20 protein-coding genes are annotated in these 22268 nt (G+C 36.0%); 4 read left to right on the top strand and 16 right to left on the bottom strand.

What is annotated here, in order from left to right:
- Window positions 1-139: 139 nt before the first annotated feature.
- Entirely contained in the window at window positions 140-1606 is a 1467-nt protein-coding gene (locus PHP31_04680; protein MDD3738570.1) for a Do family serine endopeptidase, read from the bottom strand.
- 301 nt (window positions 1607-1907) lie between these two features.
- Between PHP31_04680 and dapF the strand changes: the two genes are divergently transcribed.
- The 4 genes from dapF to PHP31_04660 are packed head-to-tail and all read left to right on the top strand — an operon-like array spanning window position 1908 to window position 5280.
- Window positions 1908-2696, top strand: a complete 789-nt coding sequence (dapF, locus tag PHP31_04675) for a diaminopimelate epimerase (protein MDD3738569.1) — start codon at window positions 1908-1910, stop codon at window positions 2694-2696.
- A 5-nt stretch (window positions 2697-2701) separates the two neighbouring features.
- On the top strand, window positions 2702-3241 hold the full coding sequence (locus tag PHP31_04670) for a GNAT family protein (GenBank protein ID MDD3738568.1): 540 nt from the start codon (window positions 2702-2704) through the stop codon (window positions 3239-3241).
- Window positions 3242-3245: 4 nt separating this feature from the next.
- A complete protein-coding gene (gene mltG / locus PHP31_04665) occupies window positions 3246-4328 on the top strand; it encodes an endolytic transglycosylase MltG (protein ID MDD3738567.1) in 1083 nt (360 codons plus the stop codon).
- Between the two features lie 25 nt (window positions 4329-4353).
- Entirely contained in the window at window positions 4354-5280 is a 927-nt protein-coding gene (locus tag PHP31_04660) for a DUF2279 domain-containing protein (GenBank protein ID MDD3738566.1), read from the top strand.
- 57 nt (window positions 5281-5337) lie between these two features.
- Here PHP31_04660 and PHP31_04655 read toward each other — a convergent pair whose 3' ends face one another.
- The 15 genes from PHP31_04655 to PHP31_04585 all read right to left on the bottom strand — a co-directional run bounded on the left by PHP31_04655 (window position 5338) and on the right by PHP31_04585 (window position 22246).
- Window positions 5338-5892 (bottom strand): 2-oxoacid:acceptor oxidoreductase family protein, encoded by a 555-nt coding sequence (locus tag PHP31_04655; GenBank protein MDD3738565.1) that lies wholly within the window; start codon window positions 5890-5892, stop codon window positions 5338-5340.
- Window positions 5893-5921: 29 nt separating this feature from the next.
- On the bottom strand, window positions 5922-6698 hold the full coding sequence (locus PHP31_04650; GenBank protein ID MDD3738564.1) for a thiamine pyrophosphate-dependent enzyme: 777 nt from the start codon (window positions 6696-6698) through the stop codon (window positions 5922-5924).
- A 4-nt stretch (window positions 6699-6702) separates the two neighbouring features.
- Window positions 6703-7785 (bottom strand): 3-methyl-2-oxobutanoate dehydrogenase subunit VorB, encoded by a 1083-nt coding sequence (locus PHP31_04645; GenBank protein ID MDD3738563.1) that lies wholly within the window; start codon window positions 7783-7785, stop codon window positions 6703-6705.
- A gap of 12 nt (window positions 7786-7797) precedes the next feature.
- Window positions 7798-8025 carry a 4Fe-4S binding protein gene (locus PHP31_04640; GenBank protein ID MDD3738562.1) on the bottom strand — a complete coding sequence of 76 codons (228 nt, stop codon included), beginning with the start codon at window positions 8023-8025 and terminating at the stop codon, window positions 7798-7800.
- An 898-nt stretch (window positions 8026-8923) separates the two neighbouring features.
- On the bottom strand, window positions 8924-10222 hold the full coding sequence (locus PHP31_04635) for an MATE family efflux transporter (protein ID MDD3738561.1): 1299 nt from the start codon (window positions 10220-10222) through the stop codon (window positions 8924-8926).
- Between the two features lie 88 nt (window positions 10223-10310).
- Window positions 10311-11351: an endonuclease/exonuclease/phosphatase family protein gene (locus PHP31_04630; protein ID MDD3738560.1), complete on the bottom strand. Its 1041-nt coding sequence runs from the start codon at window positions 11349-11351 to the stop codon at window positions 10311-10313.
- Window positions 11352-11717: 366 nt separating this feature from the next.
- On the bottom strand, window positions 11718-12257 hold the full coding sequence (locus PHP31_04625) for a CPBP family intramembrane metalloprotease (protein ID MDD3738559.1): 540 nt from the start codon (window positions 12255-12257) through the stop codon (window positions 11718-11720).
- Between the two features lie 25 nt (window positions 12258-12282).
- Window positions 12283-13743: a S41 family peptidase gene (locus tag PHP31_04620; protein ID MDD3738558.1), complete on the bottom strand. Its 1461-nt coding sequence runs from the start codon at window positions 13741-13743 to the stop codon at window positions 12283-12285.
- 113 nt (window positions 13744-13856) lie between these two features.
- Window positions 13857-14483 (bottom strand): outer membrane lipoprotein carrier protein LolA, encoded by a 627-nt coding sequence (locus PHP31_04615; GenBank protein ID MDD3738557.1) that lies wholly within the window; start codon window positions 14481-14483, stop codon window positions 13857-13859.
- A gap of 30 nt (window positions 14484-14513) precedes the next feature.
- Window positions 14514-17243 (bottom strand): DNA translocase FtsK, encoded by a 2730-nt coding sequence (locus PHP31_04610; protein MDD3738556.1) that lies wholly within the window; start codon window positions 17241-17243, stop codon window positions 14514-14516.
- A 331-nt stretch (window positions 17244-17574) separates the two neighbouring features.
- Window positions 17575-18261 (bottom strand): hypothetical protein, encoded by a 687-nt coding sequence (locus PHP31_04605; protein MDD3738555.1) that lies wholly within the window; start codon window positions 18259-18261, stop codon window positions 17575-17577.
- Window positions 18262-18295: 34 nt separating this feature from the next.
- Window positions 18296-19804: a signal peptidase I gene (gene lepB, locus PHP31_04600; protein MDD3738554.1), complete on the bottom strand. Its 1509-nt coding sequence runs from the start codon at window positions 19802-19804 to the stop codon at window positions 18296-18298.
- Window positions 19805-19905: 101 nt separating this feature from the next.
- On the bottom strand, window positions 19906-20637 hold the full coding sequence (gene dapB, locus PHP31_04595; GenBank protein MDD3738553.1) for a 4-hydroxy-tetrahydrodipicolinate reductase: 732 nt from the start codon (window positions 20635-20637) through the stop codon (window positions 19906-19908).
- A 32-nt stretch (window positions 20638-20669) separates the two neighbouring features.
- The gene (locus tag PHP31_04590) at window positions 20670-21377 is read right to left on the bottom strand and encodes a DUF5683 domain-containing protein (protein MDD3738552.1); all 708 of its coding nucleotides are present in this window, start codon (window positions 21375-21377) and stop codon (window positions 20670-20672) included.
- A 35-nt stretch (window positions 21378-21412) separates the two neighbouring features.
- Window positions 21413-22246, bottom strand: a complete 834-nt coding sequence (locus PHP31_04585) for a ParB/RepB/Spo0J family partition protein (GenBank protein ID MDD3738551.1) — start codon at window positions 22244-22246, stop codon at window positions 21413-21415.
- Window positions 22247-22268: the final 22 nt, after the last annotated feature.

The following is a 22268-nucleotide window of genomic DNA, read 5'->3' as shown; positions in this document are numbered from 1 at the left end:
TCTAACCCGCGTATGAGTAACAAGCTAAGTCAATTATAAAAATTTCGGCTAACCGCCGTAGGAGCTTGATTTTCAGCTTATTATCCTATATGTACTACTTAGGCTAAAATTAAAAATATCAGGCAAAGATACAATTTTTTTATAAACCAAAAGCATAATATGCTCTAACTCCGTTAGGATAAATTCCCTCCATCAAAATTGCACCTTTCTTACCTTCGAGTATTCGTGCAATATCCTCAACCCTGCGCACCGGCTTGCGGTCTATCTCTACTATTACGAAACCTTTTTTAACGCCAGAGTTAGCTATTACGCTATTTCTTTCGATATTGGATATTTGAACACCGTGAGAAATATTAAGTTTTTTTAACAGTTCTTGTGAAGCATTTTCGACTGTGATTCCCAACCTTGGCGTTACGCTTATTTCATCTTTTGAAATTAATTGAGTTGTATTGTCGCTATTGCGTAGCTCAACAGTTAAGTACGAGATGTTGCCTTTACGGTTAATACCAACCTTAACATTATCGCCGGGACGATGTCTTCCGATAAGCTCTAACAATTCCGAACTGCTATTAACATTGGTTTCGCCTATAGAAATAATAATATCGCCTGTTTTCATGCCTGCTTCCTCAGCCGGACCATCGTCCATAACTTCGGCAACATAAACACCTTTCAGGACTTTAATATTATGTTGCTCAGCAAACTTGCTGTCTATATCATTGATTTTAACTCCCAAATAACCTCTTTGCACACGATTAAATTCAATAAGGTCGGCGACAACTTTCTTCACAATATTGACCGGAATGGCGAATGAATAGCCACTGTAATAACCTGTTCCGCTTGCTATTGCGGCATTAATTCCCACAAGTTCACCTCTTGTATTAACCAATGCTCCACCGCTGTTGCCACGGTTAACTGCAGCATCGGTTTGTATAAACGATTCTATTGCCGTGCCAGCTTCGGAACCTAAAATGTTAATATTTCTGGCTTTAGCACTAACAATACCGGCAGTAACAGTACTTGTGAGATTAAACGGATTTCCGACAGCCAACACCCACTCGCCAATTTTTAAAGCATCTGAGTCGCCATAAGATAAATAAGGTAAATTTGCCTCTTCAATTTTTATCACAGCTAAGTCGGTTGAAGGGTCGGTTCCAACAATTGTAGCAGAATACGTACGTTTGTCGTTAAGAGTAACTTCAATTTTATTGGCATCTTGTACAACGTGATTATTGGTAACAATGTACCCGTCGGTTCTGATAATAACACCTGAGCCCGCACCTCTTAAAGGACCTTTTTCTACGTAAGGTCTAATCCCAAAAAGTTCGCCTAAACCAAAAAAGTCATCATAAAAGGAATTTTTTCTTTCGTATTCGGTTTTAATGTGTACAACAGCATGAATTGAAACATCGGCAGCCACTGCAAAATCGGGCAAAGCCTGAGTGAAACTTCCTGAACTGTAGCCCGTAAAACTTGTGGGTAACTGGATAACATCAGTTTGGTTTGTGGTTCTGCTTTTTGCCGAAGTTTTTTGTATCAAGAAATAACCACCTAAGGTAATTAATCCTCCTAATACGGCAATCATTAAAATATTAAGAAACTTTTTCATATATACTTGTTTTTGTAGTTAATGCACTATGAAATTTACATACTTTTAAGGTAATTCCGTTCCTAAATATTGGGCAGTATGTTAATTTCATATTTATTTATTATAATATTTTTGTAACGTTTATTTTATTGTAATTATTATACTCAATTCGGCAAGTTACGTACCATTCAGCCATACAGGCGTGTTAAATATTGTTAAGCTATTTTTTCTAACGGTTCAATCGAAACGGTAATAATTCACCTTGTTTAAAAAAATTATGTATTTTTGTTAAATTGTTGTACATAATTTAAGCCGACTAATAGTGAATAAGATTGTTTTTTATAAGTATCACGGTTGTGGAAATGATTTTATTATCGTAGATGGCAGAAATATTTCGCTACAACTAAATTCGCACCAAATAAATGCTTTATGCGAGCGACATTTTGGCATAGGCTCTGATGGCTTATTAATACTTGAAGATAGCAAAGATGCAGATTTTCGTATGATATTTTATAATCCTGATGGAAGCAGAGCGACGTTTTGTGGCAATGGTGGTAGATGTATTGCGGCTTTTGCTCAAAAGTTAGGTGTAATAAAAGACAAATGTACATTTATTGCCGACGACGGAACTCACTTCGCCGAAATAATTGAAAATGATGCCAATACGGCAGTCGTAAAATTAAGCATGAACGATGTTTTGAAAGAAAAAAAAGTTGAAGATGGTTTTTTGTTGAACACCGGAACCGAGCATTTTGTAAAGTACATTGAAAATATAAACGACTTCGATTTAAAAGGATTCGGCTCTTCAATGCACAACAATCCTGCAATGGGAAGCAAGGGTGCAAATATTAATATTGCCGAAATAGACAACAATAGTCAAGTAAACGTGAGAACATACGAAAAAGGCGTTTTTGACGAAACTCTTTCGTGTGGAACAGGTGCGGTAGCAACCGCTCTGACATCGTACAACTATATAAATAAAACCAACCTAACGGTAAACACCAAAGGCGGAAGTTTGCAGGTTAGCTTTAAGATTTCCGACAAAGGATACACCGATATTTTTTTAACAGGCGGTGCTACATTGGTTTTTAAAGGTGAAATTTCAATCTGAATATTATGAGCAAAATTGATGAAGTTGTTCGTTTAAGGTCGCCGGAACCTAAAGATGCCAAAACCATTTACAAGTGGGAAAACAATACCGAGAATTGGCAGTACGGCAGCTCCTTTGCTCATGTTTCGTTGAGCAAAATTGAAGATTTTATTCGCAACTTCAATAACGATATTTTTGCAGAAAAACAGCATCGCTTTATGATAGACCTTTATGCTACGGGTATGCCTCCAAAAACAATAGGTACTATCGATTTGTACGACTTAGATGCGATTAATCGTCGTGTAGGTGTTGGAATTTTAATCGACAAAAAATACCGAAATAAAGGTTTTGCAAAGCAAGCTCTTAGTATTACTATAAAGTACTGCAAAGACGTGCTCAATCTTGTTCAGATGTACTGCTATATTATTTCGGATAACGAAAGTAGCATAAACCTATTTAAAAGCGTAGGTTTCAGCGAATCGGGATTACTAAAAAAATGGAATATTATTAACTCAAAACCACACGATACTGTTGTTATGCAATTATTTTTAAACGAAAAATTATAAAATTATGGGAAACTACTATCAAAAACTATATAAAAAAAAGGCGAAAAGACGCAAACGAAACAGAGTTTTGTCATTTCTTACCATAATGCTGCTGATTTTGTGTGCATTCACCTTTTATACAGGATATAAATATCTGCTTAAGCCCAATGTTTGGACGCAAGATGATAAACCTTATGCTCTGAAGATATACGAAACCGACACTTGGGACGACGTGAAAAACAAATTGTACGAAAACGGTACTATTATAAACCGCAGCAGTTTTGAGATGGTCGCCGAACTCTTTAAATATCCTACTTCTGTTAAAAAAGGAAACTACTTTATTAATAGCAACATGAGCAACAAAAGCATTATTAGCAAGTTGCGCTCGGGAAATCAAGACCCTATAAATGTTATTTTTAATAATATACGGACTGCCGAAGAGTTTGCACATAGCATTTCGTCGCAGCTTGAAATTGACTCGATTAGTATTATCAATAAACTTAACGACGAAGACTTCTTGAAACAAAACGGATACAACAAATATACCGCTTTGTGTATGTTTATCCCCAACACTTACGAAGTTTATTGGACTATTTCGACAGACGCATTTTTTGAAAGAATGCTCAAAGAAAATAATATTTTTTGGAACGAAAATCGAACCGCAAAATTAGAAGAAATAAGATTTACAAAAGAAGAAGCATATACATTGGCATCTATTGTTGAAAAAGAGACTAACCAAAACTCCGAAAAAGCAGATATTGCAGGTGTGTATATTAATAGACTGAAACAAGGTTGGCTACTACAAGCCGACCCTACTTTGGTTTATGCTTTGGGTGATTTTTCTATAAAAAGAGTTTTAAACGTTTATAAAACCATAGATTCGCCTTATAACACATACAGATATTGGGGATTGCCACCCGGACCAATATGTATTCCGTCAATAAGCTCTATTGATGCGGTTCTTAACTATAACAAACACAATTACATGTTCTTTTGTGCTCGCGAAGATTTTTCGGGATACCATAATTTTGCGTCAAGTATTGAAGAACACAACAAAAACGCATACAAGTATAGGACTGCCTTAGACAAAATTAACCTTAATCAATAGTTAGTAATAGCATAAAACAATTGCAATGGTACGTAGGTTTGTCGTTCTGCTTTTAACAACTTCAATAATACTAAGTTTAAACAGTTATGCTCAAACTAACATTAATAAAGAAGACACACTTTGCAGTAGTACACTTGACAAAACGAAATTTATAATATTAAATTCTGCAATTGTTACTGTTGGAACTTCTTCGGCATTTTTGCTCTACCACGCATGGTACAAAAATTACGAGTTAACTAGTTTTCATTTCATAAACGACAATAAAGAATGGTTGCAAATGGACAAATGCGGTCATTTGGTAAGTAGCTACGCTATTAGCAACGTGCTTTATAATAGTTACAGATGGACAGGTTTGGATAATAAAAAATCGGTTATTTACAGCTGTGTAGGTAGTTTTTTAACCATGTCGACAATTGAGTTTTTTGATGGGCTCTCAGCCGAATGGGGTGCTTCGTGGGGCGATATTATCGCCAATGCTTCCGGAACCGCTGCTTTTGGGCTTCAGCAAATGATTTGGGAAGAGCAACGCATAAAGTTTAAAATATCGGCTCATTTAACTCCTTATGCTCAACATCGACCTGATGTGCTTGGAAATAATGCACTACTTCGTTTACTGAAAGACTACAACGGACAAACAAGTTGGGTTTCGATTAATATTAACTCGTTTTGCAACAATAAATCCGTACTGCCCGATTGGCTTAACGTTGCTTTTGGTTATAGTGCAAAAGGTTTATTAGGCGGTTACGAAAATCCGCCAAATTTGAATGTTGACCCAAAAATGCTTGACAGAAAACGTCAGTTCGTCTTATCTCTCGATGTTGACTTGGAAAAAATAAATACTTCATCAAAAACCTTAAATACAATTTTAAAATTGGTTAATTTTATAAAAGTTCCAATGCCTGCCGTGGTTATGGATAAAGATGGCGTAAAGTTTTCGGCTTTTTATTTTTAATAAAAAAACCGCCCCAAGGACGGTTTTTCTAAAGTCGTGCATAATAAAGGCATGCTTTTATTTCAAAACATGAAATTCTTTAACTAAGCCGGCACCAACATCAACGGCTTTAAGGTTTTCGGGTATTAGCTTATGGTGTCTTTCGGGTAAAGATTTTTCCAAACCTTTTTCGAGAAACTCCTTACTAACAACCGGTTTCAATTTTAAGAAACCTCCTAAAACAACCATGTTAAACACCTTTGATATTCCTAACTTGCCTGCTGTTTCGGCAGCTTCTATAGAATAGATATTAATATCTTTGCGAGTTGGCATACGTGTAATACCATTGGGGTCGAACAAAAGCACGCCGCCTGGTTTTACTGTACTCTCGAACTTATCTAACGACTGCTGATTCAGAGCAATAACCGTATCATATTGATTCAATATGGGAGAGTTGATTCTTTCGTCACTAATAATAACAGTAACATTAGCCGTACCACCTCTCATTTCGGGTCCGTAGGATGGCATCCAACTTACCTCTTTATTTTGCATAACTCCTGAGTAAGCCAAGATTTTACCCATAGATAAAACGCCTTGACCACCAAAACCTGCTATAATTAACTCTTCTGTCATAATCTTTAATATTTTCTGTTATTAATAATTTACTTGTTGTCTTTAATATCGCCAATAGGATAAAAAGGAAACATATTGTCAACCATCCACTGATTAGCATCATTTGGCGTCATTTTCCAACCTGAGTTACAGTTTGAAACTATTTCGACAAAAGAAGTCCCTTTATTCAATTTTTGATTTTCAAACGCTTTTCTGATAGCTCTTTTGGCTCTTCTAACAGCGTTTGCTGTATGAACCGATTGACGTGTAACATATAGGGCACCGTCTAATTGAGCAACCAATTCGGTAATTTTAATCGGATTACCCATAATTTCAACATCTCTTCCGTATGGCGATGTACTAGACTTCATGCCTGCAAGGGTTGTAGGAGCCATCTGACCACCTGTCATTCCGTAAATACCATTATTTATAAAAATAATTGTAATGTTTTCGCCTCTATTAACCGTATGTATTGTTTCGGCAGTACCAATAGCTGCTAAGTCGCCGTCGCCTTGGTAGGTGAAAACAAATTTTTCGGGCATAAGTCTTTTTATAGCTGTAGCCAATGCCGGAGCACGTCCGTGTGCTGCCTGCTGCATATCAATATCCATAAATTCGTATGCCAACACCGAACAGCCTACAGGAGCAACACCTATTGTATCTTGTTGAATACCCATTTCTTCAACAACCTCCATTACTATTCTATGTGCTGTTCCGTGACCGCAGCCCGGACAATAACTCAACGTAGCAGGTGTTAATAAATCGGTACGCTTATATACTAAATTCTCTTCTTGAGTAATTTCTGGATTATGTTTAAATTCTGCCATTATATTAACCTCCTATTAATTTTGATTTTAATTGTTCAACTATCTCTGTTGGTGTGTGAACAATACCACCGTATCTGCCAAAGTGTTCAACTTTAACTTTACCTTCAACTTCAAGTCTTATATCTTCGACCATCTGACCGGCACTCATTTCAACACTCAAAAATCCTTTTACTCTTTCTCTCAATTCTCTAACAATTTTTTTAGGGAATGGGAAAAGTGTAATCGGACGTAATAAACCCACTTTAATTCCTTCTTCTCTGGCAAGCTGAACAGCTTTAAGGGAAATACGAGCACTTGTTCCGTAAGCAACGATAATATATTCAGCATCATCGCAGTTAACTAGTTCGTAACGTACTTCCTCTTCTTCCATTTTGCGGTATTTTGCTTGCAAATGATGGTTGTGGATTTCATTGGTTGCCGATTGCAAATCGAGTGAAGTAATAATGTTTCTTTCTCGTGTTGGAGGCTTACCTGTAGTAGCCCAAGGATGCATTTTAATAATTTCTTCGTTAGTCCAACGTGGCACTTGCGGGTCAAGTTCAACTTTTTCCATCATCTGACCTATAGCACCGTCTGATAGAATCAATACAGGGTTTCTGTATTTAAAAGCTAATTCAAAACCTAATTTTGCAAAATCTGCCATTTCTTGTACTGATGCAGGAGCTAAGACCAACAGCTTGTAGTCGCCGTGTCCACCACCTTTAGTACTTTGAAAATAATCGGACTGTGCCGGCTGAATGGTTCCTAAACCTGGACCTCCACGAACGGCATTCATGATAACACAAGGCAATTCTGCCCCGCACATATATGTTATTCCTTCTTGTTTTAAGCTGATTCCCGGACTTGAAGATGATGTAACTACTCTTTTGCCGCATGCAGCACCGCCGTACACCATGTTAATTGCCGCAATTTCACTTTCGGCTTGTAACACAACCATACCTGTACGTTCGTATGGCTTTTCTGCCATCAAGTACTCCATAACTTCCGATTGTGGAGTAATGGGATAGCCAAAATAACCGTCTGCGCCAGCTCTGATTAAAGCCTCTGCAAAGGCTTCGTTTCCTTTCATTAAATGTAATTCTCTCATGTTATTTTGTTTTTATTCGGTAAATTTTTTTCTATAAACTGTAATTGCACCATCAGGACATACAACTGCACAATTTGCACATCCTATGCACCCATCGGTTGATGGTTGTGCATAATGATATCCTTTTGAGTTTACTTCAACTGACATGGTTATTACACCTTCGGGACAGTTTACTACGCATACCTGACAGCCTTTACAGCGTTCTTTATCAACTACTATTTCTCCTCTAATTTTTGCCATAATATTATAATTTTTAATTTTTAAGTTTTCTACAAAATTAACCATTAATTGTCGAATAATAATTCTTTTTTAAGATTTTTTTAGCTAAATATGTGTTTTTAGAATAGTTATAAATAAGAGGTTTTATCTAAATATTTGATTAACAATAATTAGTGGAGAAAGGCTGTTTTTTCTCTTAAGATTGTTCGTTTTTTAAAAGGTTTTTTTGTTCTGTAAGCCTAAGTTGCCGTTAGCCGTTAGCTGTTAGCCGTTGGCTTTTGGTGATGGGTGATGGGTGATGAGTGTTCCGAGTTTCGAGTTATGAGTTATGAGTTATGAGTTATGAGTCAGGAGTTGGGAGATGGGAGTTGGGAGTAAGTAGCCGTTAGTTGTTTGGTGGTATTTGTTGTGAACATTGACTCAAAAGGTTCTAATCTTTCTTTCTTACTTTTTTCTTGATAAAAAAGTAACAAAAAATCAAGGCTGACATTTCATTTCTGAATTGCGTTCTCATAAATCCTAAGTTCGTGCGGGTGATCTCCTCGCAAGCTCGGAGCTTCCCGTTCTCACTAAGGATTTATTTCGAACTACATTCAGAAGAAATGTATGCCGTCCTTTTCAAAGTAAAATTATTGGCTATTGTAATTTCTTCTCATGATAGATAATTAATACGAAAAGAGTGAAGTTCGTTTATTGCTAAACAGCTTAATTGGAGTTACCGTTTGCTATTAGCTTTTGGCTAAACCCGGCAAATAGCTAAGAGCCAATGGCTAATGGCTAAAAGCCGTGAAATTTCGAGTTAGGAGTCAGAAGTTAGGAGACGGAAGTAAGTAGCCGTTAGCTGTTAGCTTTTGGCTAAACCCGGCAAATAGCTAAGAGCCAATGGCTAATGGCTAAAAGCCGTGAAACCACGCAACATCTACACAATAATATATTTCCTCGAAACCAATCCCAACAAAACTCCTCTGGCTAATAAGAAAATAGTCATTGCTAACCAAAGTGCATGGTTGTTTAAACTGCCTTTAAATATGAAATAAATAGGGAAAAACAGTACTATGGAAGCGATTATCATGCTGTTTCGCATTGGAGCCGATGCGGTTGCTCCTACATAAATGCCGTCCCACAAAAAGGCAGAAAACGAAACGGCAGGTACTAACCATATCCAAAATATGTATTTATGTGCTAATTGTACAATTTCTTCTTGGTCGGTGAGCAAATGCAAAATATTGTCGTAAAAAATAAAATATGCAAGCGTAAAGACTAAAGCTATTCCTACACCCCAAACAAAAAGTCGTTTTATTGTAATTTTTAACATGAGTTTATTTTTTGCTCCGTAATGCTTGCCTACTAATGCTTCGGCTGCATATCCAAAACCGTCGATGAAGTATGAGAAGAAGTAAAAGAACTGAAACAATATCGTGTTTACGGCAAGCAGTTCATCACCCATGCGTGCTGATTCGGCTGTGTAAAAGGTCAGCACAGATATTAAGCACAAAGTGCGAATGAAAATATCTCTATTTACATTAATAAAAGCGATAAACTTCCTTTTATCAAACAGCTGACGAGTATTTATGTGTTTTTTGAGTTTAAATAAATAAGGTCTCAGTAAAACCAAAATCAACAGAAAGCCGAACCACTGACTTATCAAATTGGCGTAAGCAACTCCATTGCTACCTAAGTTTAAAACACGTATAAAAACTATGCTCAAAACTACATTTAAGCTATTTACGCTTATAGCCAATATCATTGGAAACTTGGCGTTTTGCATACCAATAAACCAACCTGTTGCTACGTAAATAAGCAGTGTGGCTGGTGCTGCGTAAATTCTAATTCTAAAATATTGTTTTGCTAATTCTTCGACTCCTTCTGATGCTTTTAATAATTTGAAAGACAAGGCTTCTATAGGAAATTGCAAGGCAATAAGTAAAATTCCTGCAGAAAAACCCATTATTACCGAGCGCAACAATATGTGTACACTTTCGGATAAGTCGCGTTTGCCATAAGATTGAGCAACAAATCCGCTTGTACCCATACGCAAAAAGCTAAATATCCAAAACAACAAGCTGAATATCATGTTACCTAAGGAAATAGCACCGATAAATTTTACGAAACCGGTATGACCCATTAATCCTATATCAACACTTGCCAATATGGGAATGGTTATGTTGGTAACAATGTTTGGGACTGCTAACCTTAGTATTTGCCTGTTTAACGTCAATTTTTGCTCAATAAAGTATTTTTTCAGCTTGCAAAGCTAAAAAAATCTTACTTCTGATGTGCTAAACATACAATTTTACAAATGCGATTTAATTATCCTCGCAGCTTTCTTTTAGTTCCTTTAAGTACTGCTCGCTAAAATCAACATTCAACTCTACCCACAAAGGCAAATGGTCGGACATTCTGAAAGTACGATATTTTAGATAGTATTTTTTAATTTCTTTATCAGATTTACCTTCTACATATTTCTTGTCAAAATCTGACATATAAATACGCCAGTCGTCGGGTTTGTGAACTGATTTCGTAAAATTAAAAGCACCTGCCTTTTGTATCTTTTCTTTGAAAAGAGTCATTGTTTTAGTCAATTTCAGGTTAAAAGCTATTTGATCGTAGTGCTTTGTACCACCTAAATCTGTCGGGTGTTTTTTAATAGCATTCGGTATGTAAAATCCCCCTTTTTCCAATGCTTTCATGTAATCGTCATCAACTTTTGGAACATTAAAATCGCCTAATAAAACATAGTTTGTTTTTTCTTTCTTTTGACGTTTTGTCAAAAACTCGGCTATACATTTTATTTCTGCCAGACGTTCGAGGTTTACTTTGGTAGATTTTCCAAAAATTATGTGCACAGTGGTTAAATAAAACTTAAACCAACCCACCTGAAACATCACAGAAAATGGGGTTCTAGCAAATTGCAACCCATTTAAAAGTTTATCCTTAGGCAAGACGATTTCACCTGCCACATTTTTAAAAGTAACTTTATTGGTATCGTACAAAAAAGCCATACATTCCGAACCTCCTGCCGTTCCTTCGGTAGCATCGGTGGCAATGTAACTCCAATTCCTGCCCAAAATAGGCATCAATTTTTCAAGTGCTTTTTTATTCCCCAGCACTTCCTGAAGCGCAATCAGATCGAAACGGCTAATAATTTCTGCAATGTAGAAATAGTCTTCGAGCGTGCGTTTATCGCTACCAAATTCTCTGATATTCCACGTTGCTAAAATTAAAGATGAAGCAGCTGTTTTTTCAGGAATCTCTTCATCAAGCTGCTTACGCAAAACCAACAATCGTTCTACTATTCTCTTTCTTTCCTCTTTGTTTCTTACTCTTTTAATGGATGTGTAAATCATAGTTTTTAAAATTAAAGGATTAAACAAGTAATTATATATTTAAAGGTTTTTGTAAAAACTCATAGAAGACTTAGTTTATCCAAGAGAACAATAGTGCATAAATTCTATTTTACAAAATTATAAATCTTTTTTTTAACATAGAACAAAAAATCTGATTAATTTAATTAGCATCAAATAGTTAGCAATAAAAATATACCGCAAACGCAAACACTTTCCATTGTTACAGCAAAAGATAAAAAAGTAAAGTTTGAAGATTAAACTAAATTTCTGCTACAAAGATGTTTTGAAAACATTAATTGTTGATTTATATGTTATAAAAAATGTTGTTTTTTTTCGTCATGTTCGTTTTACAAAATTAGGAAATTATCATTGGAACCACAGAATCACAGTAATAACGAATAAATTATGGACACTATGAATTAAGGCAGTGGAGAGCAAGGCATGTTTTCTTTTGCGATAAAATAAATAATAGCAAATAGCTAATATTACGCCAACTGCTAATTTTTGAATAAAGAAAGTTATTCCCAAAAACACTCCTGATGTCCAAGTTACTTGATGTGCCAAACCAAACAACAAGGAACTTATAACAATAAATCTTATCGGAATGCCTTTTCTTCTAATTTCTTTGAAAAAATGAAATATTAAGTGCTGAAATATGAAAGTTTCAACCATTGGAGCCAAAACCAAGGCACTTAGAACAAAAAGAATTTTACGTTTTGTGGAAAAATCTAACTCTTTTACGAGATTTTCTAATTGTATGTCAACAAATACGTTGACCAATAAAATAAAACCAATAAAAATAAGACTTATTATTACCGCTAATACCACAGAAAGTAGAACAGTTTTTTTATATGTAATCTGTTCTATTCTATTTCGCAAAAGGACTAATTTTCGTTTTGGTTTCATAAGTCGGTATTGTGGTACATTTACCTTACAAGTGTAGTTCTTTTATTACGTCTATCAAATTTTCCAACAAAATTTTTCTTGAATGGGTTTTATAATATGAAGAAAGATTGACGTTATAATAGGGAGTGAAACCTGAAGAGACATCGTTAAGGTCGAAATCATAAACTTTTCCGCCGTTTATCATAACTTTCAGTCCCGAAGGTAACGTAAACCTTAAAGGTTGCGAGTTTGCACCTGCTGTTTTCTCGCCTAAAAAGACTATGTTTTTATGCTGCGAGACTTGAATTGCAAATGTTTCTGCAGCCGAAACAGTGTTTTTACCAATAATAACAAAAACATTACCCTTATAGCGTTTATCTTTGGGTATGGGATTTTTTCCAATGCTAATTTGCGATAGTTTGGATTTAAAACAGTTGTTAAAAGATTGAAAAGTATGATTTAAATAGTATGAAACATCTTCGCTAATATCAATTTCCTTTTGCTTATCAGCATCAGGAACAAAAACATAGTACGATTTCCACCAAGCATTATTGTACCTATACAAATATTCGGCGGTTTTGATACTATCACTATTGATAAGGTAACCTGAAACGGTGTCGGTGTAATTGCTGTAACCGCCAATGTTATTGGAAATATCGATAATTAAATTTTCACATTTTTGAATTTGTGGATAATGTCGCTCAAAATCTTGCTGAAAAGACTCATCGCAACGGTGTAAATCAATATAGGCAAAGCTATTGACTGTATCTATTTCAAATCCGTTTACAAATAAATTAATATTGTCGTTAAAAAACCATGTATCCTGATTGTTAGCACTCTTTTTATCGAGATAATAATCGGAAACAACAGTTACCTTTTTAATCTTTTCTCCGTTTTTGATTTCCAAATAAAATTCTTTGTCCCGCCATGTCAGATTACAAGTATTGTTAAAATCGAACATTGCATAATGAATTTTATAAGATTGATTTGATGCACAAACATACGGAACATGTTCTTGATAAAAGTAATCGACTGCATTTAAGCCGTTAATTCTGACAATAGTATCGCCAACCGAAAGTGCATCTTTGTAGCGAGAGCCGAAATTTTCAACAATTATATGTCCGTCCTGATAAGATGTTTGCAACATTGGATACGCAAGATGCTCTACCAAATGGTCGGGTACTCCATATACAAGCGTGTGTCCGTTGTTGAAATGTGCCATAAACCTTTGCATCATTTTGTAATACTCGAAATCATTTTCGGTTTCCGTAATCAAAGGCAGATACTCTCGATACAAGCTGTCAATATTCAAATCGGGACAATTATCGATATTGCCAAAATTATATGACAACTCTTTCCAAACTACGGATAATTCATACGCTTTTTGCTCTTTGCTGATTTTGTTTATATCGTTTGAACCTTCCGATACTGGAGAAGTAAAACTGCACATAAACAGAAACAGAAACAGAAAGAGAAAGAAAAAGTATTTTATCTTAGTATGTACCATAACTAATTATTAGCTGTTCAATAGTTTTATCAACAACAAATTTAATCTTTTCGCAATAAAAAAATACTTTGTGCCGATTATTGTTCCGTTATCTGTATGGACAATACCGAATATTATCTCATATCAATCACTTCAACTCCCGGGTAATCGGATGATTGGAAGGTGAAGTGTTTTTTGTTTAATTTGTTATCCGTTTTTATGCTTTTTACCATGTAAACGAATTTGTTTCCGTCGCGGTCGGAGAGTGTGATAGTTTTAACAAGTTTTTTAGGAACATCAACAACTAAATTTGCCTTTATAAAAAAGCTGTTCTTTTTGGTAGGATACAATTCAACGGTGGCGGTGTTTCCTTGCTCACCTATAAATCGTGCTTTGTAATCGTTTTTGTAGTTTTTTATTATATCAAATGGCATAAGCGATTGAGAGCTGTCGTCGAATTCTGAAATTTCAACTTCGTTGACATCTTCAAAGTACGTCCAAACATTACCGCCATTGCAATAAATAATTTGGTTCGACATGGAAAGTTTGTACATGCTTTCCATGCTGTAAAGAGTTCCCGAATAGCTTTTATCTTCGGTTGATGAAGTGCCGCTTATTTTATAAGTAAAATCAACTACAATAGGTTGCATGCTCTGCAACTTATTGCTCACAGCGTCGATAAGATTAGTCGCTTTTTTATCGTTTTGAGCAAACGCAAAAGTTGTCAGTAGCAAACAAATAGCTAAAAGGATTTTCTTCATATACACATGTTTTTTCAGTCCGGTAGATTTCTATTTACTATCTAAATCTTTCAAAAACTGTTCCAAAGCAAATTCGTTAGCAACTTTAACTTCTCTTGTTTTTCCGCTTTCGTAAGGACCAACTATACCTGCGGCTTCCAATTGATCTATAATTCTGCCGGCTCGGTTGTATCCTAATTTAAGCCTACGTTGCAGTAGAGATGCTGAGCCTTGTTGTGTGCTAACAATAATTCTGGCAGCGTCTTCAAACAACTCGTCTCTTTCGTCAAGGTTTTCCGACGACATTTTCGCTGCATCGCCGTTCTCGCCGTCGTATTCGGGTAGTGCCATAGCATACGGATAGCCACGCTGACTGCCAATAAACTCGGTAAGCTCTTCTATTTCGGGTGTATCGATAAATGCACATTGAATTCTTTGCATAGCGCCACCTTGCGAGAAAAGCATATCGCCCCTACCTATTAGTTGGTCGGCTCCTGTGCTATCTAAAATAATACGAGAATCGGTTGAAGAAATAACCCTGAAAGCAATACGTGCAGGGAAATTGGCTTTTATAATACCTGTAATAATGTTGGTACTCGGTCGCTGTGTAGCTATAACAAGGTGAATACCCACAGCACGAGCCAATTGTGCCAATCTTGTAATAGGTTTCTCAATTTCTTTGCCTGCTGTTAGAATTAAATCGGCAAACTCGTCGATAACAACTACTATGTAAGGCAAAAATCTATGTCCGTCATTAGGATTAAGCCTACGAGAAATAAATTTAGCATTATATTGTTTTATGTCTTTAACCATGGCATCGCTAAGCAAATCGTATCGAGAATCCATTTCTATATTAAGCGAATTTAGGGTATAAACTACCTTAGTAGTATCGGTAATAATGGCTTCTTCGGAATCGGGAAGTTTGGCTAAATAATGACGCTCTATTTTTGTAAACAAAGGCAATTCAACCTTTTTGGGGTCAACCATAACAAACTTAAGCTCGGCTGGATGTTTGCAAAACAGCAACGAAGCAATAATAACATTAAGTCCGACAGATTTACCTTGTCCTGTAGCTCCTGCCATCAATATATGCGGCATTTTGGCTAAATCGACGATAAAATCTTCGTTTGCGATTGTTTTGCCGAAGGCAATAGGTAATTGGTATTTCGAATTGACAAACGCATCGGAAGAAACAACTGTTTTTAAACTTACAATTTCAGGTTTCTGATTAGGCACTTCAATACCAACCGTTCCTTTTCCAGGAATAGGCGCAATAATTCTAATTCCTAAAGCTGCCAAACTTAAAGCAATATCATCTTCTAAGTTTTTGATTTTAGAAATTCTTACACCGGGAGCCGGAACTATTTCGTATAAGGTAACGGTAGGACCTATGGTTGCTCTAATCTTGTCGATTCCTATCCCGTAATTGCCTAAGGTTTCGACTATTCTATCCTTATTAGCTTCCAATTCTTCTTGGCTAACTTGAACGACACCGCTGCCGTAGTCTTTCAGCAAATCGGGTGTAGGAAATTTAAAGTCAGATAAATCCAAACGCGGGTCGTAGGGAGTGTTGATGCTGCCAATGCGATTTTCTTCTTCAAATTCATCATCTATGTCTTCATCGGGTTGAACGGTACTAGCTGATTTCCCTGTAGTATCTTCGATAATAAAATCAACATCAGTAGAACTTTTAACTCCTTGTTGATTAGACTTTTGGTTTACATCCCAAGCTATATCGTCATCATCGTCGGAATCTTTGAAAAAGGTGTTTTCGGGGACTTCGTCATCCTCAACTTCATCTTCCGGTTGCTCTGCGGTTCCTGCAGTATCGGAAATGAATTCATTTTTTACAAAAACGTTTTCATTATTACCTTCTTCATTTTCGTCATCGATGTCGGGTTCTTCGGTATTAGTTTCTTGATTTTGGGTTTTCTTGAAGTTGGCACTACCTACAATGGATTGGGTAGTGTCCACAACCTTATCCTTAACCTTGCTAAGCTTGTTTTTAAATGTTATTAGTGAAAAATTGTAAATAATAATTAAAAACAGTACAAAAACCACAGTGAGTAGCAATACAACGCCAATGTTGCCCGTCAAATAATATAGATATTGGTACATCTCAAAACCGACAATACCACCCAAAATTGAGTATTTTGTATTTACAAAAACAAAAGCCATCAGTAGCGACAACCAAGCCATGAGCAAGGTGCTGACGGCAAATCCTCCGAAAAACGGCATCAATTTGTTTTTAAAAGCAAACTGCAAGCCAACGCTGTACAACCAAAGTATTATGAAGAAAAATCCTATTCCGAAACCTGATTTGATGAAAAAATTGGAAAGATAGGCTCCTAAACTGCCTCCAACGTTTTTAGTGCCTGTATCTAAATTGGCTTTAAACTCTGCCTCAGCGCCTTCGGTATGTTCTATCGGCTCTGTTAACACACTTTGAACAGACTGGTTTGCACCGACAATATCGTTGCTGTTGCTAAACCAATTGACTAAGAACGAAATACATATTACGGTAAGATATATTGCTATAACAATGGAAATTACTCCTACAATTTGCGAAAATTTTTCTAAAGCTGTAGGATTAAATTTTTTGAGTTCGTTTTTTTTAACGTGCTTATCATCCGACTTATCGGCTTTTTTAGTTTTCCTCGAAGTTTTTTTACCGTCTGTTTTGGTCTGTTTGCCATTTTTCAAGTCCTCGTCAGAATCCGCTTCCTTGACAACAGGATTTTTTAAAACATTTTTCGGCAACTGATTTTTTGTGGTTGACATTTGTGTTTAATTAAATAAATACAATATGATGATAATCTTTACGGTACAAAAATACAAGTTTTAGTTGAATTGTGAAAAAATTGTTTGCTAATTAATACCTTGTAAAATAAGAAACAGAATTTGTTTAGGATTATTATCTTAAAATGTAAATATTTTTTGGTGGGTGGTGATGAGTGATGAGTGATGAGTGATGGGTGATGGGTGATGAGTGATTGATGGAGTTGCGGGTTACGGGTTAGTTTTGAGTTATGAGTCCTGAGTTACGAGTGCGACACTCAATACTCGGAACTCGATACTCAGAACTCCCCCGAAACACGCAACCCGAAACACGCTACTTACTCATAAGTTTTCTATACATCGCCGATTGCAGGCGGCGTAGCTCTTCTTTATCGACTTCGACGTACTTTTTGGGTATTTTAAAATATTTGTTTTTAACTCTTTTGGCTTTAGTTACTTTGGTCGCTTCTAATTGCACCGAAATATCCGAGAAATTGTAAATAAAATCTAAGTAGATTCCTTTATTGGTCATAAGCGGCGTATTGAAGTACAAATTATTTTCGCCCAATTCGTCTGAATAATAAACTTCTATATTATCTTGATAGCCCTTTGCTCCTTGCTGATAAACTGTAACAACTCTGCAAAACTGATCGGCAATTACTTTGGTTTTAGTTTGTTTCATAATAGTTGGAGGTGATTTAAGAGCGAAGTCTTTAAGGGTTTCTTTAGTGTATACCTTACTCTTTTCGATGTTATAAAATCTATAAATGGCAAATTCTTCGCCGTCAATCAAAAAAGCGGTTGTACCATCGGGCAAATTGGTTTTTATGTAAGCTTTATTGCCTTTTATAATCATTTCCAATTCTTTAGGCAATTCCTGTCCGCCTATAATGTTGGGTATGTTTTGCAAATAAGTAACATTGTACTTAATTTTACCTGTAAATAGTTTTGCATCGGTTTGAGCAAACAAAGTACTGCCTGCTAAAACAAAGACTAATAGATATAAAAACCGTTTAATCATATTATTTATTCCTTTTTTAAATTATTTCTTTTTATTATTTAACAACTCTAAACATTTTGCTCCAACGGATTTTTCCTTGGAAAAGGCTCTTGTTTTTATCTAACGAAAGCCACACAAATGAAGCTTTACCAACAACATGGTCTTCGGGAACAAACCCCCAAAATCTTGAATCGGCTGAATTGTGCCTGTTATCGCCCATCATCCAATAGTAATCGTATTTGAACGTGTAGGTCGTAGCAACTTTGCCGTTGATCAAAATATTGTCGCCTTCGACTTTAAGGTCGTTGTTTTCGTAATTTTTGATTATTCGAGAATATAAAGGCAAGTTTTGTTTGTTTATCTCAACTGTAATGCCTTTTTGCGGTATGTAAATAGGACCGTAATTATCGACGCTCCAATTCAAATTTCTATCGAATGGAAAAATATCGCCGTTGTCGAACATTGGCGGATCTACAACTTTTTCAACGCTTTTAACAGTTGGCAATGCTCTCAAACTTTCGGCAGACTTGTCAGTTAGTGTCATTAGCAAACTTCCGTCGCTGTGAGAAAATACTTCTTCGGTTATATCGAATTTTTGTAAGACTCTTCTGTTTAACGGACTTCCATCAGTAACAACTTTATGAATATACTGAACATTTTTAGGATTTTCGGTGAGTTTTCCGTTGATATAAACTTGCTGATTGATAATTTGCAAAGTATCGCCTGCAACTGCTATGCATCGTTTTACGTAGTTTTCTCTTTTATCGACAGGGCGAGCCACAATTTTTCCGAAAGTAAATTTATCGTTTTCAACACGCTGACGTCCGTAATGCCTTAAAAGTGAATAATAACTCTGATTTTGAGCATTAAGCGCCACAGTATCGCCATCGGGATAATTAAAGACGACTGCATCATTTCTTTTAACTTCTCTGCAATCGAAAAAACGATAGTACGGGAACTTCACAATTTCGCTGTATGACTTGGTAGTCTTCGTTAGTGGCATTGTGTGATGCACAAAAGGAAAAGCTATTGGCGTATTAGGAATTTTAGGTCCGTATGCCATTTTGCTAACAAAAAGGAAATCGCCCACTAGCAAAGACTTTTCCATTGAGGATGTTGGAATTGTATATGCTTCGAAAATAAACATGCGTATCAACGATGCAGCAACAACAGCAAAAATGATGGCATCGACCCATTCGCGGACGACTGTCTTTTTTACCTTAGGTAATTCAGAGCGATCGTGGAACTTCTCCTTTTTCGATAATCCCAAATACGGCATATAAATAAGTGGAAATATGGCTGCCAAACCCTGTTCCCAAAGTTTGTATTTTTTGTATAACACGGCAGTGCTGACAAGCATAAGCAATACCATGAATATGTTTAGGAACGGTATCAACATAAAAATCAGCCACCACAATGGTTTTTTTATCAATCGTATCCAAGCAAAGTAGTTGTATATTGGTATTAGAGATTTGTAGCCTTTTACGCCGCCATCTTTAAATATCCAATAATTTACAGCCGGAAAGAACAGAATTATCAGGGTTAAAATGATTTCGAGTACCATAATATTTTTTTATAATTTTTGTAAAAGTAATTAAAAGCCGATAATGTTAATTACAACTAATATGCATTTATTGATTTTTAACATAAACAAAGACTTTATTTCTACGAGTTAACTACGTCATTTACAGTAAAAACGCCTTTTTTATCCAAAATCCATTTTGCCGAAAGCAAGGCTCCTTTTACAAAACCCAATCTGGAAAAGGCTTTATGTTTTATGCTTATCAAATCTTCGGCACTTTGCCAAGTTATTTCGTGTGTGCCAACTTCGTTGCCTTCGCGATATGAAATTACAGGAATACTGTGTTGTTTTTTTGTATTGCCGTTGTCGTCGGTGAGTTCCCAATCGGAGTATGTCGCGTTATTTTCAATTATCTGGTTTGCCAAAGTTATTGCCGTTCCGCTTGGCTTATCGAGCTTAGCTGTATGATGAGTTTCTGCTACTTTCACCTCGTATTGAGCGTATTTTTCCATAATTTTAGACAATCGTTTATTAATTTCGCTAAAAATATTAACACCAATGCTAAAATTAGATGCATAAACCAAACTTCCGTCGTACTTTTCGCACATTTGCCTTACATATTCTAATTTGTCGTACCAACCTGTAGTTCCGCACACAACTGGAACATTATTTTTAAAACAAGTAATAATATTATCTATTGCTACGGCAGGCTCCGAAAAATCTATTGCCACATCACAGTTTTTCAATTCCGCTCCTTTGTTTTTCCAATCGTCGGTATTGTCGATAATTAGAGCAATAGTATCATTTGTCTCATTTTCGACGTACTGAGAAATCATTTTTCCCATTTTTCCGTATCCTAAAATTGCAATATTCATTTGTGCGAGTTTTTATGTTAAGGTTTTTTGTTTCAAAAATTAAGTGTAACGTTCAATCCCAATGGGTATTGGTATGCATCTACAGAATGAGCAAAAGGAGCTGTAAAAGTGGCGGGTTTCACGTTTAGAGTAAGGTCGTTGCTGATATCGTAGTCGAAAAAGTGAGCATCAACAACGGCATCGACTATGGTTAAAATGTACCAAAACCCTGCAACTATGTAGCCAAGCTCAACGTTGCGTCTGTAATATTCTCTGCCTGTAAGCAACTGATTAGCATTGTATTTTTTAGCCAATTCGTTTGGCGGTGCCGGTACAGGTGTAAAAATATTGTTAGGCGAAGGCGGATAAATTGTATATTGCGTAAAAGCCGACCACTCGTAGGCATCTTTAAACGAATTATACTGTTTGGTTTGACTAATTATGTAATATGTTATAGCACCAAAACCTGCGTAAACAATAGGAACTTTCCAATATTTTTGGTTATATATCTGCCCTGAGCCTGGTAAAAGCGCTGCCAAAATTGTTGCTTTGTGCGGCGAATGTGGTTTTATAGTTTTTTGTGGGCTAAGTGTTTCGGCATCAAGAGTATTATAGGTTGTATCTATTATTACTTGGGGTTGCTCTAATACCAAGCTGTCCGAATAAGTTTGCGAATTTAAATAAGTTGTAAATAAAACTGAACAAACTAATACGATAAACTTTAACCTTTGGCAAAAATAACATCCCTTCATTTTACTCATTGAAAAAATTATCGGTACGCAAAAGTACAAAGATATTACTTCTCTTCTATTCCGAGAGCTTTAAGCAACTTTTTCAAATCTTCTTCGGAAGTAAACGGAATACTAATAGTTCCCCCACCCTTACTTTTTGCACTAAATTTTATTTTGCGCATAAAATGTTTCTGCAGTTTATCTTCCATATCCGAATAAAGCTTATTGGCTTGTGGTTTAGTCTTTTTTTCGCTTCGCTCAGATTTGCCTTCTTTAATGCTTTTAACCAAGTTTTCGGTTTCTCTGACCGACAATTGTTTTTTTAGTATTTCGTTTAAAATTTCCAATTGCTGCTTTTGATCCTCAAGGGTGATAAGGGTTCTGGCGTGTCCCATGGTAATATCATCGTTGATGATAGCTGCCTGAACTTCGGCGGGAAGTTTGAGCAAACGCAAATAATTGGTAACGGTAGCTCTTTTTTTACCAACTCTTTTGCTAAGTTCTTCTTGAGTAATGTTTACTTCTTCAATAAGTCGATTGTAGCTTATAGCAATCTCAATAGCGTTAAGGTTTTCTCTTTGAATATTTTCAATCAAAGCCCATTCTAACATTTGCTCATCGTTGGCAACTCTGATAAAACACGGTACAGTTTCCAATCCTGCCATTTTAGCGGCTCTGTATCTTCTTTCGCCCGAAATAAGTTGATATTTGTCGAAACCCATTTTCCGAACGGTAAGTGGCTGTATAATACCCTGACTTTTGATAGACTCGGCTAATTCGGTAAGAGTTTCATCTTCAAAGTTTTCGCGGGGCTGAAACGGGTTTGTACTAATTTTATACAGCTCTATCTCGGCAATAGCTCCTACTACGTAATTCCCCGATATGTCTTTTGATGTAATATCAGTTTCGGGACTTCTAAGT

The organism is Lentimicrobiaceae bacterium (genome assembly GCA_028697555.1).
Lineage (GTDB): Bacteria > Bacteroidota > Bacteroidia > Bacteroidales > UBA4417 > UBA4417.
This window is presented reverse-complemented; position numbering and strand designations above follow the sequence as displayed.